This is a genomic window from Fibrobacter sp. UWB16 (assembly GCF_900215325.1).
Classification (GTDB): Bacteria; Fibrobacterota; Fibrobacteria; order Fibrobacterales; family Fibrobacteraceae; genus Fibrobacter.
The window spans coordinates 1,159,255-1,175,757 of the sequence record NZ_OCMS01000001.1; the positions used below are offsets into that span (position 1 = coordinate 1,159,255).

The 16,503-nt window shown below is 49.5% G+C and carries 15 protein-coding genes and 1 pseudogene; 7 read left to right on the forward strand and 9 right to left on the reverse strand.

Features of this window, described 5'->3' with window-relative positions:
* Positions 1-197: 197 nt before the first annotated feature.
* Genes CRN95_RS04740 through CRN95_RS04760 form a run of 5 tightly spaced genes read right to left on the reverse strand, consistent with a single transcriptional unit; the run spans position 198 to position 5,116 of the window.
* On the reverse strand, positions 198-2,471 hold the full coding sequence (locus tag CRN95_RS04740; RefSeq protein WP_159462273.1) for a caspase family protein: 2,274 nt from the start codon (positions 2,469-2,471) through the stop codon (positions 198-200).
* 5 nt (positions 2,472-2,476) lie between these two features.
* Positions 2,477-3,331, reverse strand: a complete 855-nt coding sequence (locus CRN95_RS04745; RefSeq protein ID WP_097020215.1) for a hypothetical protein — start codon at positions 3,329-3,331, stop codon at positions 2,477-2,479.
* Positions 3,331-3,834: an RNA polymerase sigma factor gene (locus CRN95_RS04750; protein WP_097020216.1), complete on the reverse strand. Its 504-nt coding sequence runs from the start codon at positions 3,832-3,834 to the stop codon at positions 3,331-3,333. Before CRN95_RS04750 ends, CRN95_RS04745 begins: the two co-directional genes overlap by 1 nt.
* Before the next feature lie 53 nt (positions 3,835-3,887).
* Positions 3,888-4,598, reverse strand: a complete 711-nt coding sequence (locus CRN95_RS04755; protein ID WP_097020217.1) for a nitroreductase family protein — start codon at positions 4,596-4,598, stop codon at positions 3,888-3,890.
* A gap of 50 nt (positions 4,599-4,648) precedes the next feature.
* Positions 4,649-5,116: a very short patch repair endonuclease gene (locus CRN95_RS04760; RefSeq protein ID WP_235002880.1), complete on the reverse strand. Its 468-nt coding sequence runs from the start codon at positions 5,114-5,116 to the stop codon at positions 4,649-4,651.
* Positions 5,117-5,244: 128 nt separating this feature from the next.
* Between CRN95_RS04760 and pepT the strand changes: the two genes are divergently transcribed.
* The 3 genes from pepT to CRN95_RS04775 all read left to right on the forward strand — a co-directional run bounded on the left by pepT (position 5,245) and on the right by CRN95_RS04775 (position 8,951).
* Positions 5,245-6,492, forward strand: coding sequence for a peptidase T (gene pepT / locus CRN95_RS04765; RefSeq protein ID WP_097020219.1), 1,248 nt, complete (start codon positions 5,245-5,247; stop codon positions 6,490-6,492).
* A gap of 175 nt (positions 6,493-6,667) precedes the next feature.
* Entirely contained in the window at positions 6,668-8,131 is a 1,464-nt protein-coding gene (locus CRN95_RS04770) for an SLC13 family permease (RefSeq protein ID WP_235002881.1), read from the forward strand.
* 64 nt (positions 8,132-8,195) lie between these two features.
* Positions 8,196-8,951, forward strand: a complete 756-nt coding sequence (locus tag CRN95_RS04775; RefSeq protein WP_097020221.1) for a fibrobacter succinogenes major paralogous domain-containing protein — start codon at positions 8,196-8,198, stop codon at positions 8,949-8,951.
* A gap of 146 nt (positions 8,952-9,097) precedes the next feature.
* Here CRN95_RS04775 and CRN95_RS15135 read toward each other — a convergent pair whose 3' ends face one another.
* Complete coding sequence (locus tag CRN95_RS15135; RefSeq protein ID WP_369832964.1) at positions 9,098-10,042, reverse strand: transporter; 945 nt, start codon at positions 10,040-10,042, stop codon at positions 9,098-9,100.
* A 690-nt stretch (positions 10,043-10,732) separates the two neighbouring features.
* A pseudogene (locus tag CRN95_RS15140) lies at positions 10,733-11,089 on the reverse strand (Gfo/Idh/MocA family protein); the annotation flags it as partial.
* Positions 11,090-11,275: 186 nt separating this feature from the next.
* Here CRN95_RS15140 and CRN95_RS04785 point away from each other — a divergent pair.
* Positions 11,276-12,202, forward strand: coding sequence for a ketopantoate reductase family protein (locus tag CRN95_RS04785; RefSeq protein WP_097020223.1), 927 nt, complete (start codon positions 11,276-11,278; stop codon positions 12,200-12,202).
* Positions 12,203-12,238: 36 nt separating this feature from the next.
* On the opposite strand, the gene CRN95_RS04790 is transcribed toward CRN95_RS04785, so the two are convergent.
* Positions 12,239-12,619: a (deoxy)nucleoside triphosphate pyrophosphohydrolase gene (locus CRN95_RS04790; protein ID WP_097020302.1), complete on the reverse strand. Its 381-nt coding sequence runs from the start codon at positions 12,617-12,619 to the stop codon at positions 12,239-12,241.
* A 285-nt stretch (positions 12,620-12,904) separates the two neighbouring features.
* Between CRN95_RS04790 and CRN95_RS04795 the strand changes: the two genes are divergently transcribed.
* The 3 genes from CRN95_RS04795 to CRN95_RS04805 are packed head-to-tail and all read left to right on the forward strand — an operon-like array spanning position 12,905 to position 14,456.
* On the forward strand, positions 12,905-13,447 hold the full coding sequence (locus CRN95_RS04795) for a glutathione peroxidase (RefSeq protein ID WP_097020224.1): 543 nt from the start codon (positions 12,905-12,907) through the stop codon (positions 13,445-13,447).
* Positions 13,448-13,455: 8 nt separating this feature from the next.
* Positions 13,456-13,893: a MarR family winged helix-turn-helix transcriptional regulator gene (locus CRN95_RS04800; RefSeq protein ID WP_097020225.1), complete on the forward strand. Its 438-nt coding sequence runs from the start codon at positions 13,456-13,458 to the stop codon at positions 13,891-13,893.
* Positions 13,890-14,456: a low molecular weight protein-tyrosine-phosphatase gene (locus tag CRN95_RS04805; protein ID WP_097020226.1), complete on the forward strand. Its 567-nt coding sequence runs from the start codon at positions 13,890-13,892 to the stop codon at positions 14,454-14,456. The genes CRN95_RS04800 and CRN95_RS04805 overlap by 4 nt, the downstream gene beginning before the upstream one ends.
* A gap of 94 nt (positions 14,457-14,550) precedes the next feature.
* On the opposite strand, the gene CRN95_RS04810 is transcribed toward CRN95_RS04805, so the two are convergent.
* Positions 14,551-16,476 (reverse strand): cellulase family glycosylhydrolase, encoded by a 1,926-nt coding sequence (locus CRN95_RS04810; protein WP_097020227.1) that lies wholly within the window; start codon positions 16,474-16,476, stop codon positions 14,551-14,553.
* Positions 16,477-16,503 lie beyond the last annotated feature (27 nt).

A 16,503-nucleotide genomic window follows, 5' to 3' on the forward strand; every position in this document is an offset into this window, starting at 1 on the left:
CTGTCATGATTGAGCCGAAGATGCTGACGCAAAGCGTCAAAGCACTAAGTGATCAAAGAGCTCAGTGGCGGGCATGACAAACTATTATAGGAAATGCCCGCGCGATGGCGGGCATGACAGCAGATAATAGGAGATTCCCGATTATCCCCGTCAAGCGAGGACAGGCGCGAGGACAGGCATCGGGGATGACAAAGTAACTAGAATCGTCCGACGGTAAGGCCTGCGTAGAATCCCGGCCACCAGCGACCTTTATGGTCTTTGTAGCTCACGTCATCGTGATAATCGCCAAGCGGCTTGAGCAACAACTTGTTCAGATAGCCCTCGCTCGTCAAGTTCAGCGTGCCACCCACCGAGAGGCCGAAACCTGGGAACACCTGATAAACATAGCCGACGCGACCGCGATGGTGGTATCCAGACTTCCAATCATCTTCGTCCACTCCAAATTTATCGTAGACGTTGAAGAAGGTGTATTCCAATTCCCAATGGCTACCGTACTTTCCGAACTGGGTACCAACACCCACACCGTGTTCATAGAACTTTTCGAATTCCTTAAAGATATGCCCTTTCTTGAAGAATGTCGCCCATTCAATGTTGGTATAGAAGTAGGCAGTACCCAAATGAAGGGATCCTCCAAGTGCACCCATTTCGTTCATGTAAGGGGTTGCGCTCCATACGCCGTTTCCGATAATATTGACGATACCCACCGGAGACTTTTCGCAATGCGCACAGATATTGACAATACCCCACTGGCGACCCTTTTCATTCGTGGCATAGTTGACAACACCAATTTGCACCTTTTCGTTAACGTGAGAAGCATTTACCCCCGCAGCCACCTGAACTTTCGACTTTGTCGCATAATTGACACCAGCAACCGCTTGGCTTTTTGTAGTTTGTGCAACATTCACGCCTGCAGTCACCTGCAAATCCGTAGCCTTCGCATAGTTCACACCGGCAGAGACCTGCAAACCATTAAGCGTATCGACCGCTATATTCACAATACCAATCTGTGCACCCGAAGATTTGTCCTTAGAAATATTTACGGTAGAACTAACCTGCGCTCCATCAAAAGACCCTGCGTAGTTAGCCACAGAAGAAAGCTGAGCGCCTTCAAAATGATCTTTTGCCACGTTCGCTATCGTTGTTGCCTGCAAACCGTGCATTTCCTTTTGGGCAATGTTCGCAATCAAGCTCACTTGCGTACCCAGCATGTAATCCTTCGTGCGAGCGACAAACAAGCCCAACTGCAAGCCCTTACGCGGATCGCTATCCGTATCCACGAAGTTAAACGTCGTACGGAACTTACCGTTATGATCCAGGGAATCAAGCGAGCAAGCAATCGTATCGCCGCCCGGGCAACTTCTATTGCCGCCAATTTCACCGCGGAACACCGTCTGTTCAGCCATAACACTCTTGAAATTGCTAATCGAAATCTTTTCGCGTTTGCCGTTCACCAAAGCAACCGTTGCACCCATGTAATCCATCTTCTGCTGGAGATTCACCGTGTAGTTACCGGCCGGGAGGCCAAGGCTCATCGCATGTCCCTGCTTTTTATTGAGTTCTGCGACGAGTTCGCCATCAGCATCGCGAATGTAAAGGCGACCACCCACGCTTTCGTCCAAATCGAGGCCTGCGCTTGTTGCACGCAAATCGGTCATCACCACGTCACCCGTACCCGCAAGATTCATGTCGCGGCTCGGATGCTGAGCGCCACCCAGCGTTGTTTCCGTTTTCTGGAGCGTTTCGTTAAATGCAAACTGGTACGCTTCCGAGAGCGTCACGCGGCCATCGTTGCTCAAGTCGCCTGCGCCACGGAGACCGCTCACAAGCGAATGCGTAAAGAACGAGCCCTTGAGTTTATCGCTTTCCTGGCTAGATTCATCTTGCGTGCTGCTCGTGATAAACGCATAGCCCTTCATGTCACTGCTCTGATCGACCATAAAAGCAGGCACCGCCTTACCACCTTTCACGCGGGTAATTGCACCAGAACCGCAAGCATCAATCACTGCAATCTTTACATCGGCACTGAGCGCGTCAATGCGATTGCGCAAGTCCTTCCAGGCATACGTTTCTTCGCCCAAACGGAGACCCTTTTCGTCGGCGTGACCGCTGTAATAGACAAGCACTTCGTCGCGGCCGTTAGACGCTTTATCCTGCAAAATTTTTGCATCGAGATTCGCAAATTCCTTTTGCAAAGCAACAACAGACGGTTCCTTCACGAGTATCACGTTCTGCGGAAGCACGCCACCCATTTCCTTAAGCACTTTGGCAAACGAACGGGCATCACTTTCCGCATAGCGAAGCATTGGACGGCCAGCACCACCGTTATTGGCACTCACGGCCACAACGTAGCGATTGATACGGCCCTCTGTCGTCGCATTTGCGGCATTCGCATTAGATGCAAGAACCAACAAAATGAGCATAAACGCAAAAGACAAACCAGACAACACCCCAAAAGCCTTATTCGAAATCATAAACATTATTTACCCGCCTTCTTGAGAGTAAAACCAATCACCTTCACGTCGCTTCTCTTAAGCAACTTATCGACATCATTTTCTTCAACCGCAAACTCCTTGGGAGAAGTCACGAAGAAGAACTTTTCAAAGTACGGAGCATCATCAAGCTTGTACGCAAACGGGAGAGAATTCATCTTGCCCGGAGCAAGTTCAATCGCCTTCACGCCATCGCCCATGTGGAGAGTCAGAGCGCCATTGCCGTCCATGCTAAAAAGGAGTCCAAAGCATTTTTCAGGAACGGCATAGCGCAACTGAATTTCATCACCTTCGCCGACAGAATCAAGATCGTTCAGCTGGACAATCCCGACAGGCGTCTTCTTCCAGACTTCCATGCGGGCGTCAAGTCCCTTGATTCGCGTATCAGACTGGGTTTCGGCAAGAGCAACCTGCGTATTTTGCGAGCCATTAACATTAGCAACATCGCTACCCACGCGTTCGTTCATCACGGAAGTTTCGCTTTGGGCAAAGAACGCCACCAATGCAACTGCAAAAACGAACATCGCCGCAGCCGCAAATTTCACGAGCGTGAAGCGCACCGCATTTTTCGCAGCATTTTTTGCAGCATTTTTCGCAGCATTCCCGGCGGCACCCGTTCCAAGATTCGCGCGACCTTCCTCAGCAACATCCGTTGCATCGGCGATTCGTTCGGCAAGCGTTTCAAACGGCAACTTGCTCAAAATCGCCTTGTTGTCTTCACGGAGCATTTTTACGCGATTTGCAAATACCGCATCATTCGCTTCAAGCTCGCGAAGCTTACTCATTTCTTCTTCCGGCAAGTCGCCAGTCAGGAATCGTTCTAATTTCCAATCGGGAATCATCACTGAACCTCCAGAGTTTTAACTTTGGCCTGTAACCCGCGCAAACGCTTGCGCACACCGCTTACCGAGAGCCCCACTTCACGGGCAGTCTCTTCGAGCGTCATTCCATCGACAAAATGGAGGACTGCCATTGTGCGGCTAGATTCGGGTTCCTTAGAAAAGAGCTTTGCCAGCACATTTTTCGTTTCGTAATCGTCATGCTCGTCTTCGGCACAGGCGATGCTCAAAAGCAGGCTAGAAGAATCTACGTCAAGTCCACGACGGCGCTTGTCACGAATGCGGTTGAGGCAAAGTCTTGTTGCCGTATTCCACAAAAGGCTGCTCGGCGACTCCATATCCAGACGTTCCGATGCAGAGTAAATCCGCAAAAAAACATCTTGCATGAGGTCGCTAGCTTCAGCGTCATCGCGAAGAAGTTGCAGGCAGCGCCTATAGACCATAGGCGCGTACTTCTCGTAAATCTTTGCAAATCCTGCTTTTTTTAAGGGTTCTAGGCTTTTCACGTTTATGTAACACCGGAGGTATTCAAAAGTGTTACCATAAAATTTAAAAATTTTTAAATCGTGTCTGAACTGCGCAAAGTTTGCATGGAACGGCGGAAAATTTCCTTGCCAGAGCCAATTTCAAAGAAATACTTGAAAATTCCAAGATCGACCTTGCTAAAAAAGCCCAAACGCGGCTTTGCAAAAACACGGCCACTTTCATCAACGCTAAATTTAGCCTTGAACTGGTTCAAAGCCGACGGCGCAAGCATCACATAGTCAATCCCCTTCTTGAACCAGTCGGGAGATTTATCGTAATCCGGCGCGATTCGCGTCACAGGCTTCATCGGGTGCTGCACGCCCTGCGTCTCGCCATTGCCAATCGCAATCACGAGTTCCAGCTTTTCGCCATCGTCAATTTCAATCGTCGGAGTCTTCTTGAACGTAAGCCCGACCACGCAAGTATTGAGCCCAATCATCTGCGCCAAAAGCACAATATCCGCCGTCGCATACCCCACGCGTTCATCGAGCGAAGCTTCGCACCCCGCCACAGACTTTTGCCCCGCAATCGCAATGTAATTTTTCACATTTCGAAACGAGCCGTAATGCGCCAAGCGACCGCTAAATGCCACATCGTCATTTAAAACAAGCTGCATGTGGAGTGCAAAATTTTCATTCAACCGACGAATCCGCGACTGCAATTCTTCGACTTGCTCCTTAGTCAAAGGCGTCGAAGCATACCTACGCACAGAATGTCGTGCTAAAACAGCCTCTTCAATAGTCATAAATTCTCCTTCTCAAAAGCTCCCAAAAATTACTATTCTAAACTACAATTTTACAGCTCAATTGTCTCGTCATCGCTCTTGATAAAATCAATTAAGCGCTCCAACGTGAGGGCTGCCCCCATATTCCCCGCATCGGCAACACCTTCCGCCCGCAAGGAGCACTCCCAGACAATCGCCACGCGATACCCCAAGAGCGAAAGTTCATGTTGCGTTTTAATATCGCGCACAATGTTGCGGTCAAACTTGTCGTTCCAAAATGCAGAATTCGACTTCGGACGGCTCGTGAGCTTGCAACCGTGCTGGTGCCAGAAACACCCGTTCACAAAAATCGCAACCCCATACCTTTGTACGAAAATATCCGGCGTCCCCGGCAAATCCCGACGGTGAAGCCGATAGCGGAACCCAGCCTCAAAAAGCGCCTTGCGCACAATCATCTCGGGCTTTGTATCCTCCGAATGGACCGCCTGCATCATCTGCGAGCGGGTCATCGGCTTGCGAGCCCTGCGCCTTTTAGCCACCCTTTTCTTGGCACTCGTTTTTTTTGAAACTTTATCCACTATCGTGTTCCCAATTACGTTAAAAAAGATAAATTTAATTGCGTAACAACAGTGTAATTTATTTTGATTTTTTTAATAGCAGGCACAAAATGAAAGTTCAAGACCGCTTTTTAAAATACGTGAGCTTCACCACCACCTCCGACGAAGAGAGCGAAAGTTGCCCGAGCACCAAGCAACAACTTGAACTCGCCAAGTTCTTGACCGAGGAACTTGAACAAATTGGGCTTTCACAAGTGAAGATGGATGAGAACGGCTACGTCTACGGACTCCTGCCCGCCACCGAAGGCCGCGAAAGCGACACGCCTATTGGATTCATTAGCCACATGGACACGTCACCGGACTTTTCGGGCGTGAATCCAAAACCGCAAATCATCGAAGATTACGATGGTGAAGATGTACCCCTCAAGGGCTCGGGAGCTGTGCTCAAGGTCGAAGACTTCCCCACGCTCAAATGGCTCAAGGGCCGCACGCTCATCACGACCGACGGCACAACGCTCCTCGGCGCCGACGACAAGGCTGGCATCGCCGAAATCGTGACCGCCATGGAAGAGCTCATCGAAATCGACCGCCACGCTGAAAGCCGCGGTTACGAGAACCTCTCAGGCCACGGAGACATCTGGGTCTGCTTCACTCCAGACGAAGAAATCGGACGCGGCGCCGACCGTCTGGACTTGAGCTATTTCACGGCAAAATACGCCTACACCGTCGACGGCGGATACGAAGGCGACATCGCTTACGAGAACTTCAACGCCGCAAGCGCGACCTTCAAGATTCACGGCAAGGGAGTGCATCCCGGCGAAGCCAAGGGCATCATGAAGAACGCAAGCCTCATGGCCGTCGAAATTGCGATGGCGCTCCCCGAAAACGAAACACCCGCCACCACCGAAGGCCGCGAAGGATTCTACCACCTGACCGACATGCAAGGCGACGTGACCGAAGCGACACTCAGCTACATCGTCCGCGACCACGACCAGACGCGATTTGAAGAACGCCAGGAATTCCTACGCGAAATCGCCAAAAAGTTTAACGAAAAATTCGGCGAAGGCACCGTTGAGCTCGAGCTCAAGCATTCCTACAGCAACATGCTGCAGATTATTGAAAAAACGCCCGAAGTCCTTGAACGCGCCCGCACAGCCATCGCCGCCGAAAACATCACACCGGTAAGCGACCCTGTGCGCGGCGGCACCGACGGCGCCAAGCTCAGCTTTATGGGACTCCCCTGCCCAAATCTCGGCACGGGCGGCTACGGCTACCACGGCCCCTTCGAACACGTAACCGTCGAAGGCATGGAAACAGTCGTCCGCATCATCAAGAGAATCGCCACCAGCAGGGGTTAAAAGCCCCGAAATCATTCCAATTTGAAATAATTAGCCGTTTGAAATCCTTGTAATATTATTATAGATTTCCCCAATGGAGGGAAGAATGTTACAAGGTTTACTTTCTTTTGAACTATTGGGACTCTCGGGGAATGCGTGGTTTACAATAGCTGTAATCCTTGCCCTATTTGCATCCATGATGTTTTCAAAATTGCGCACCGACCTCATCTTTGTCGCCGCCATGGCCGCACTATATATAAGTGGCGTTCTTGACGTCAAGGGTGCTTTTGGTGGATTCTGTGCACCATCCGTCCTCGTCATTGGCGTCCTTTTCGCAGTCATTGCAGGTCTCAATCAGACAGGCGTTTTGAACTGGATTGTCAAGCACCTGATGGGCACCCCAAAAACTCTCACGGGAGCCATCACGCGCCTCATGCTCCCCGTCGCCCTTTTAAGTTCCCTCCTCACCAACACGACCATCGTTGCCTTGTTCATCAACATCGTGAAGATTTGGTCCAAAAAGCTCGGCATTTCGCCGTCCAAGCTTTTGATCCCGCTCAGTTACGCATCTGGAATGGGCGGCATCTGCACCTTGATCGGAACTCCGCCAAACCTCATTATTTCAGGGCTCTACACCGACGCGACCGGCATCCATCTCGGGATTTTCACGACAACGATTTGCGGGCTATTCTGCCTCGCGGTTGGCATTTTGTCTGTCATCGCACTGCAGAAGCTCCTCCCCGAACGCAAGTCCCCGTTAAGCGGGCTCAGCGATGACGAAATGACACTCGAACTCTGCGTGCCCTCAAAGCATAACTTTATCGGCATGACTTTGCGAGAAATCTACGACAGCAATCCGCGCGGTTTCGAGAAAGACAAGAACGGCATTCTCGCCATCCGCCGTTTCGATAACGAAGTCGAAGTTGCTACCCCCGATTCCATCATCATGGGCGCAGACCACATCATCGTATCGGGCAAGGCGGAGCAACTCCAGTGGATTTGCAACAACCTCAACTTGAAAAACGAGCATCTGGAAGGCATCATTGAAAACGCAGCCGTCGGAAAAAAATTTGGAAAGAAAACCATTATTTCCGCAGCCATCATGATTGCCATGGTGCTCCTTTCGGCATTTAACATAATGCCGTTACTTTCGTCTTGCTTACTCGCTGCCGCAGCCATGATCCTTTTCCGTTGCTGTTCAAGCACGCAAGCAATGAACGCCATCAACTGGGAAATCATCATCGTTTTTGCAGGAAGCATTTGCCTTGGCAAAGCGCTTGAAATCACCGGTGTCGCCTCAAAAATCGCAAACAGCATTTTGAGCGTGAGCGGAAGCAACCCCTACATCACGCTCGCCATCATGTGCGTTGTCGCAACCTTCATCACCGAATTTATCAGCAACACGGCAGCCGCAGCATTGTTCTGCCCCATTGCATTGAGCGCCGCGAGCGCCCTTGGCGTGAACCAGCTCACATTCTGTATCGCACTCATGATCGCCGCAAGCAGTAGTTTTGCTACCCCGATTGGCTCCCCCACCCACATGCTCGTTTACGGCCCGGGCGGTTACCATTTTACAGATTTTGTCAAAATAGGCCTTCCGATGAATTTTATCATCCTAGCCGCAAATATATTTATAACAACTTTGATTTTTCCCTTTTAATAATATAAGTTAAAGTTATCAGTTTCATCAAAAAAGATTATACATTAAACATACGGAGGTTCATATGCATATTTCATTCATCATATTCAATATCTTTGTTCTCATTGTCATCGTCGTCGCTGCATACGCACTAGGGCGTAGAATCAGCAAAGAAACCAAGCAGAACGCGCCAGAAGCTTTGAACAACACGCCTTACGACGACTGCATCAAGGAAAACGAAGCCAAGTTCAAGTACGGAACATTCACGGACGCCCGCGATGGCGAAACGTACCGCACCATTCAAATCGGAAACCAGGTCTGGATGGCAGAAAACCTGCGTTTCAAGACCGAAGGTAGCTACGCTCCGAACAACGATGAATCGAACGTTGCAAAGTTCGGTCGTTTGTACACATGGACAAAGGCTCTTGACATTCCTGATGAATACGTTGAACAATCTCCGGCAAAAGACATCGAGATGTACAACAAAATCAAGGACAAGAACTACAAGGGCATTGCCCCAGAAGGTTGGCATATTCCGAGCAACAAGGAATGGGAACAGCTCCTCAGCAATCTTGACGCAAAGTCCGATGGTGGTGAGTTGCGCGGCAAATTCATGTGGAAGAACAAGGGCAAGGATACGTTCGGATTCTTTGCGCTCCCGGCGGGTTACCGCTTTGACAACGGCAACTTCTGCCATTTCAGCAGACGCGCCCGTTTCTGGAGCAAGGATGAATACGGCAAGGCTAATGCATTCCGCCTGAGCATTACCAACAATTCCGTTGATATCGAAGGCGTGTACAGATCCGACGCTCTCTCGATCCGCTGTGTGAAGAACGTGTAATAGTCGCGTTCTCTCGTCATCCTGAGCGTAGCGAAGGATCCAGTCAAGTCTCGATAAAACAATTCATTTAACGTAAAAGTCCCTCACGAGTATTCGTGAGGGCTTTTTGTGTTTTTGTAAGTGCGTTTCCGTTCCGAGGAGGGGCGTTAGTTGGATGAATCGTTGCCGTGAACGTAACTGACAAAAGCAAAGCGTTTGCTGTCGGGAGCCCAGGAATTGACATTGATAGTTCCTTGACCGCCGAAGAGTTTAAGAATCGTTTGCGGTGCAGACCAAGAATCTGCAGGGGATGCGCAATTCGATTCTACAGGGAGTGCGCGGCGCATCAAGCGGAGTTCAACATTTTTGTTAGGCACATGTTCGCCCGGGCGCACATCCGTTTCTGTGTACGCCACCATCACAACCTTTTGACGGTCCGGCGAAATATGCGGGAACCAGGTATTCCAATGCAAGTCATGCGTCATCTGCGTTTGTTCAGAGCCATCCGCCTTCATGCAGAATGCCTGCATGCGTCCAGAGCGCTCAGAATTAAACCAAATATATTCGCCATTGCAATCATACTCGGGGCCATCATTCAACCCGAAAGCAGTCGTGAGGCGAGTTTCGTTACCGCCCGCCGCCGGAATTGTGTAAATGTCATACGAGCCGTTGCGTTCGGCACAGTACGCAAGCGTTTTTCCGTCCGGCGTGATTCCATGCAAATAGCTTGGCGCAAGGGGCGTCACCAATCGCGGTTCGCGGCCATCAAAATAAATCTTGTAAATGCGGGAAAGGCCGTCTTCTTTGGTGTGGTGGCTCACGTAAACGCCACTACCATCCGGATCAAGAACGTGGTCGTTATTGCAGTTGTCCACATAATGACTTTCGATTTTTGCCACCTCGCCTGTTGCAAGCGCATACTTGAAAATGCGACCATTGCTATTGTACGTAAGGAATGTTCCGTCTGCACTCCAGTTCGGCGCTTCAATCACGCAGTCGAATTCCTTGAGAACTTTTGCTTCGCCAGTTTCGATATCGAACACTTGCAAAATAGACTTGTCGCCGTTACGATTCCACGTTTCACCTGGAGAAATTTCAAACGTGTAACTCACGCCAAACTGCTCGCGAATCTTGTCCATGAGCGTCATGAATTCCATCGTTTTGGCATGCGTCATTTCCGGGCGCTCCCAAACGACGGAGTACGCCGGGCCGTCGCAAATTTCGTGCCGGAATTGCGCGGGATTTTCAATCGCTTCCTTGCATGCGAGAACTTCGTATTCGTAACAGTTGCAGAGGCGCGGAGGTTCAACAGTTTCAACAACATTTCCGGCATCATCAAGCAATTCCAGTTTCACCATATCATTCAAGTTCTGCACACGGATTTGCCCAGCCGTTCCGTAAATCACGCCCTCGTTATGCGTCGGCGAGACCATTGATGTCTTAAGATATGCTTTTTGGCCGTTTTCGTACGTGAGATTTATCCAGTCGCTCGCATCCACGCCCGTCTTGAACTTGACGCATTTGCTATCCATCGATGTAATTCCGTTGCGAACAACTTTTCCATCAGCATCAATACGCTCGCCGAGGAACAAGTCCGCAAACGTAAGGCTATAAATGCCGATATCCAAAAGAGCTCCGCCCGCAAGCGCAGGGTCATGCATACGGTCCCTATCGCTAAGTTTCATCGAGAAATCAGCTTCAACCGATTCAACATTTCCAATGCGACCGTCGCGAATCCAGCTACGAATCGTCTCTAGCGCAGGCAAGAATCGCGTCCACATCGCCTCGCACAAGAAAACGCCCTTATCATGCGCTAGGGAAATCACTTCAGAGGCGAGTTTTGCATTCGCCGTAAAAGCCTTCTCAACCAAGATATTTCGGCCATGTTCAATACAAAGTTTTGCAAATTCATGATGATGCGAATGCGGTGTCGCAATATAAATCAAATCGATTGCGGAATCCGCAACAAGTTCCTCGTAACTGCCATACGCTTTTTCAAAGCCATATTCCTTAGCAAAAGCAGTCGCCTTTTCCAAATCGCGGGATGCCACGGCGTAGCATTCTACGCCCATCCCCTGATTTTCCAAAGTTTTTACAGCAGCGGCCATCTTTGTCGCAATATGACCGCACCCAAGAATCGCAAACTTCAAATTTTTCATACCATAAATATAAATCGCTCGCGCCCAAAACCGCCAAAAAAAATTTGCACCCCCTGTTTACCGCTGTAGCCGAATAAAATCAAACCCGTTTTTCAGTTGCCGCCCACATTCAAGTCTGTCATGCCCGCCACCGCGCGGGCTTCACCCTCACCGTCAAACGCTCTAGAATTTGATATATTTCTCACCATGAAGCAGATTGAAACAGTTGCAGTTGTGGGTCTCGGGGCTGTCGGCGCCGTTGTAGCAGAACAGCTCTTGAGCGTTCTCGGGAACAAGCTTTATTGCGTGATGGACGCCGAACGCAAGGCGCGATACCAAGCAAGCGGAATCGTCATCAACGGGAAAAAGGCGGACTTCAACTTTGTCACGCCGGACGAAGTCCCGGTCGTTGACCTTGTGATTTTTGCGACCAAGAATTTGCAATTCAACGAAGCGCTAGCAGAAGCGAAAAATGCAGTCGGACCGAACACAGCGTTACTTTCGCTTTTGAACGGAGTGCATTCCGAAACAGAAATCGAACGCGTTTACGGTACTGAAAAGACGTTGTACGGATTCATCGTCAATTTGCAGTCCATCAACAAGCACGGGAACATTGACTGCGCTGGCCGAGGCATCATTCTCTTTGGCGAAAAAGACAACCACCGTTCCGAACGTATCGAAGCCATCCACCAGCTTTTTGAAACAGCGCACATCGTGCACAAGATTCCAGAAAACATCCGCTTGGAAATGTGGAAAAAACTCTTGATGAACACGGTGTTCAATTCAATCGGAGCCATTTGCCGTTCGACATTTGCGGGTTTCAATTTCCCGGTGATGCAATCGCTTGTGCGTAAAATCGGGAACGAAGTCATTCAAGTAGCAAACGCCGAAGGCTTTGCGCTTACAAACGACGACCTAGAAGAAAACCTGCGACTCACATGCAACTACACGCCGCTCGGCAAGTGTTCCATGCTGCAGGATATCGAGGCCGGACGCAAAACGGAGAACGCGTATTTCTGCGGAACCATCACTAAGCTCGGGAAGGCTCACGGGATTCCGACGCCCTACTGCGAATTCTTAGGCGAACTCCTCGAAGGGACCGAGCTCGCGAGAAGTCTCATTAAGGAAAGCTAGACAAGATGGCGATCCCGGAATAAATCCGGGATGACTCTACAAAAGATGCTTTACGACTTCCACGTCAGCGGGGAGCCAGTTGACTGTGTTTAGATTTTCACGGTCAAGCCATTTGGCGTCTTCATGTTCCAGGAGTTTCGGCTTGCAGCCTGCAGCGAGCGAGCAATAAAAGCAATGCATCGTCAGGTGAAATTTCGGGTAATCGTATTCCACAGTGCAAATTTTTTCGCCAACATTTACCTTAACAGCAAGCTCTTCCTGAAGTTCGCGAACGAGCGCCTGTTCCGGAGTTTCACCCGGTTCCATCTTGCCGCCCGGAAATTCCCAGCCATCTTTTTGGTCGCCATACCCACGTTGCGTGGCAAAAATGCACCCGCCATCCGTGATAACACCCGCGACAACTTCTATAGATTTCATGGTGTAAAATGTAGAAAAAGCAATGTCCACAGCGTCATTCTGAGCCATTTATGGCGAAGAATCCAGTAAAAAATTTAAACGCTTTCTAGACTTAACTGGATCTCTCGCTACGCTCGGGATGACGAAAATGCAGGTTTTCTTTGCAGTCAGGATGACATTCCATTTGCGGAAAATCACATAAAAACCAAATTATAACTTACTTTTTTCCGCCAACTATTGACTTTTTAAATTAAATTTTATAAAATTTAATTGTACAAAACAAAACAGTGTATATGGAGAAAAAATATGACAATCTACGACTTCACACTTACCGACGGTAAAGGCAACGAAGTTCCGCTCTCAAAATTCAAGGGCGAAGTCATGCTCATCGTGAACACGGCAACCGGTTGCGGATTCACCCCGCACTACAAGCCGATTGAACAGATGTACACGGACTTCCACGACAAGGGCTTCGAAGTCATCGACATTCCGTGCAACCAGTTCATGAACCAGACCCCAGGCTCTGACGAAGAAATCCATGAATTCTGTACGCTCAAGTACGGCACCACCTTCCCGCAGATGAAAAAGTCTGACGTGAACGGCCCCAACGAGCTCCCGCTTTACACCTACCTGAAATCCAAAATAGGCTTTGAAGGTTTCGGATTCAGCGTCAAGGCGGCAGCAATGGCCATGCTTCTGAAGAAGATCGACAAGGATTACAAGAACAATCCTGATATCAAGTGGAACTTCACAAAGTTCGTCATCGACCGCGCAGGCAACGTTGTCGCCCGTTTTGAACCCACTGCCAAAATGGAGGACGTACGTTCTTGCGTTGAAAAGCTACTTTAGGAGGTGCAATGATTTGTCCTCAACTAAAACTTGAAAATCAACTATGCTTTCCGTTGTATGCAGTATCCAAGGAAATCACGCGTCGTTACGCGCCATTCCTGGAGCCGCTCGACCTCACCTACACGCAGTACATCGTGATGCTCGTGCTGTGGGAAGAGAAAAAGTGCAACGTCACTGAACTCGGACAAAAGCTCTACCTCGATTCGGGAACGCTCACACCGCTCCTGAAAAAGCTCGAGAGCAAAGGCTACATCACGCGAACCCGCGAAGCAAGTGATGAGCGTTGCCTTTCTGTAAGCCTGACCGATGAAGGTGAAAAGTTGCAGCACAAAGCAGCGAGCGTTCCTAAGTCCATGGCAAGTTGTGTAAATTTGTCAGAAGACGAAGCAAAGTCGCTTTACTGCACGCTTTACAAAATCTTGGAAAGCCTTAGGAAAGACGCATGATAAAAATCTTGTTCGTATGTCACGGGAACATTTGCCGTAGCCCGATGGCAGAATTTGTAATGAAAAAGTTGGTACGCGACATTAGTTCGTCCGCAAAACAAGTCACGACGAACACAGCGTTAACCGCCGCAGACTTCGAGATAGCATCTGCAGCGACAAGCACCGAAGAAATCGGAAATCCGGTGTACCCGCCCGCAAGACGCATGCTCGCCAGTCATGGCATCGACTGCAGCGGGAAAACGGCACGCCAGATGACCATCGCCGACTACAATCATTACGACTACATCGTGCTCATGGATCAAAATAACCTGCGGAATCTCCGTTGGATTTTACCCCGTGACATTTACGAACGAGAACTCGCACAGCATCAAGAAGCCCGAGAACCTGCACAGAAACAAGATGCGCGTGATTCCCGAGCTCACAAAGTTTCACTCCTCATGGATTGGGCGGGCAAAAACTGCGACGTTGCAGATCCCTGGTACACAGGCGATTTCGACACCACCTGGCAAGACGTCAACGAAGGCTGTACCGCCTTGCTACAGCACATTTTGAAAAATTCATAGACTCCTCATAGACTCCTACAAAGAAGCCGGCTCCATAAGGAACCGGCTTTTTGGCGCAAGTTTTAAACAAACTTTAGCAAATAAAGTTTTTAACCTATTTCACCGAAATTCGCAACATTTTTCCGCCCGTTTGAGGCTTTGCAATGTAGGTTCCAGGGCGCTTCACCGTAGCTGAAATTTTTGAGCGCAAACTTTCGGAGCCGAACGCCTTCAATTTTGCAACAAGGCGACCTTGCATATCGAACACATCATAACTAGCCTCATGCAGAACAGCGTGCATCGCAGGCTTTCCAATCGCAATCGTCTTTTCGCTTTCAAAGTTCAGCCAGTCGATATTGACGTAGTTTCCGACAATTTCAAGCTTGAGCACATGTTCGCCCGCCGAAAGACTCACCTTCCCGGCAGCGACCGTCGAATACGTTTCCCAGTCCGCGCCTTGCGGGAACGCGACATTGTCCAAGGCGACCTTGCCATCGACATACAGCTTCATGCCCGTATTTTCCGAAGAAGTCGCATAGCGGACTGAAACCGCATAATCTTCTTTTTCAGCAACTTTCACAGTGTACTCAAGCCATTCGCCCTCTTGCGTGTAACCAACGGCATAGCCATTGCCGGCCTTCACGATATCAACAGCGTCTTCGCGATATTCACCACCCTTGTTGTCATCATCCAAATCAAGATAAGCCTTGCCCGAACCGCCTACATCGTAATTTTCGACTTCGACTTTACCAGGAATCTCCATAGCCGTATCCTTGTAAGGGGCTTGCGGAATAATCGGCGTGATATACACACGATAGCCATACTTTGTATTCGTGATATTTACAGGCACCGTAATCTTTCCGCCACTAACATCGTAATCCTTATTTGATACAGTCGTGGTCGAAGGAACCGCCTTGTCCTTATTTTCCCATACAACATATTCAACAGAGACATTTACCTGACTGCCAAATTCTGCAGGGATGCCCGAAATATTCACATTCACATCGCCCTTGGTGTTGCCGCCAAGCACGATACTTGCAAAGCCCTTCTTCTTGTCGAGAGCGGCAAAACCGTCCACGCCATCGCTCTTGTCGTTCGGCGGGGTCACTTTAGCCATGTAACCGCTCATGTCGCCATACCACTTATAAAGCCACCAGCCGCCACCACGTTCATTGTCCTTGGTGAGAAGGCTCCCCAAACGACCTGGAAGCGGCACAAACCACCAGGAAATCATTGCGCTTTCGACGCCATGACGTTCAAACTTTGCAATAAACGGCACCGACAAACCCGGGCAACCTTCTTCGGAATGCTCCGTCGAAGAATATTCGTTGATGCTCAGCGGACGCGGAGTCACGTTATACTTTTTTTCAAGCGCGCGGTAGGTTTCGACAGCTCCAACAAAGCCACCACTCCCCCACTGGTGCCAGCTCACGACATCGGGCAAGCAGTTATTCTGTGCACAATACTTGATAAACGCTTCCATTTGCGAAGCGTGGTAGAATGAGTACGAAGGGCCGATAATCTTTGCACCAGGGTCCATCTGCCGAATCAAATCGTAAGTCTGTTTCCAGAGACCGGAATTGAAGTCGATATTCGATTTCCAAGTGTCATTCGGCTCGTTCCAGATTTCGTAACCGTCAAAATTCTTGTTGTTTGATTTAAGCTTGTCGTTGATGACCGATTTTACTTCATTTTTCCAGTGATCCATATTCTGGAACTTGTACGGCCATCCCGGCAAAACGTCAGCAAGGCGAATCTGAATTTTCGCACCAATGCTTTCGACACGGGGAGCCACAAGGAAAGCCCCACCAATCGGCTGTTGGCGACCGTTACCGCTGCGCGCCGGAGAAAGGAACACGTTCGGCTTGAGTGGGGCGACATCACGCTCGATATTGCTCGGAAGACTCTCAGTAAGGCCATAAAGCGAGCCCGTCGCCACATGCGTCACCGGCTTGATGCTATCGCCAAGACTTACACCCAGATTCACCGCGGCCTGAGAAGCAGAAACCGCCAAAAATAAAAAGAGAAATTTGTTTTTCATACCACATCCTTTTTACCACAATAAAAA

Coding starts and splice junctions, on each gene's coding strand:
- CRN95_RS04775 (WP_097020221.1), top strand. CDS start 8,196: ATGCATATTTCATTCATCATATTCAATATCTTTGTTCTCATTGTCATC.
- pepT (WP_097020219.1), top strand. CDS start 5,245: ATGAAAGTTCAAGACCGCTTTTTAAAATACGTGAGCTTCACCACCACC.
- CRN95_RS04755 (WP_097020217.1), bottom strand. CDS start 4,598: ATGACTATTGAAGAGGCTGTTTTAGCACGACATTCTGTGCGTAGGTAT.
- CRN95_RS04800 (WP_097020225.1), top strand. CDS start 13,456: ATGATTTGTCCTCAACTAAAACTTGAAAATCAACTATGCTTTCCGTTG.
- CRN95_RS04740 (WP_159462273.1), bottom strand. CDS start 2,471: ATGATTTCGAATAAGGCTTTTGGGGTGTTGTCTGGTTTGTCTTTTGCG.
- CRN95_RS04810 (WP_097020227.1), bottom strand. CDS start 16,476: ATGAAAAACAAATTTCTCTTTTTATTTTTGGCGGTTTCTGCTTCTCAG.
- CRN95_RS04770 (WP_235002881.1), top strand. CDS start 6,668: ATGATGTTTTCAAAATTGCGCACCGACCTCATCTTTGTCGCCGCCATG.
- CRN95_RS04790 (WP_097020302.1), bottom strand. CDS start 12,619: ATGAAATCTATAGAAGTTGTCGCGGGTGTTATCACGGATGGCGGGTGC.
- CRN95_RS04785 (WP_097020223.1), top strand. CDS start 11,276: ATGAAGCAGATTGAAACAGTTGCAGTTGTGGGTCTCGGGGCTGTCGGC.
- CRN95_RS04795 (WP_097020224.1), top strand. CDS start 12,905: ATGACAATCTACGACTTCACACTTACCGACGGTAAAGGCAACGAAGTT.
- CRN95_RS04805 (WP_097020226.1), top strand. CDS start 13,890: ATGATAAAAATCTTGTTCGTATGTCACGGGAACATTTGCCGTAGCCCG.
- CRN95_RS04745 (WP_097020215.1), bottom strand. CDS start 3,331: ATGATTCCCGATTGGAAATTAGAACGATTCCTGACTGGCGACTTGCCG.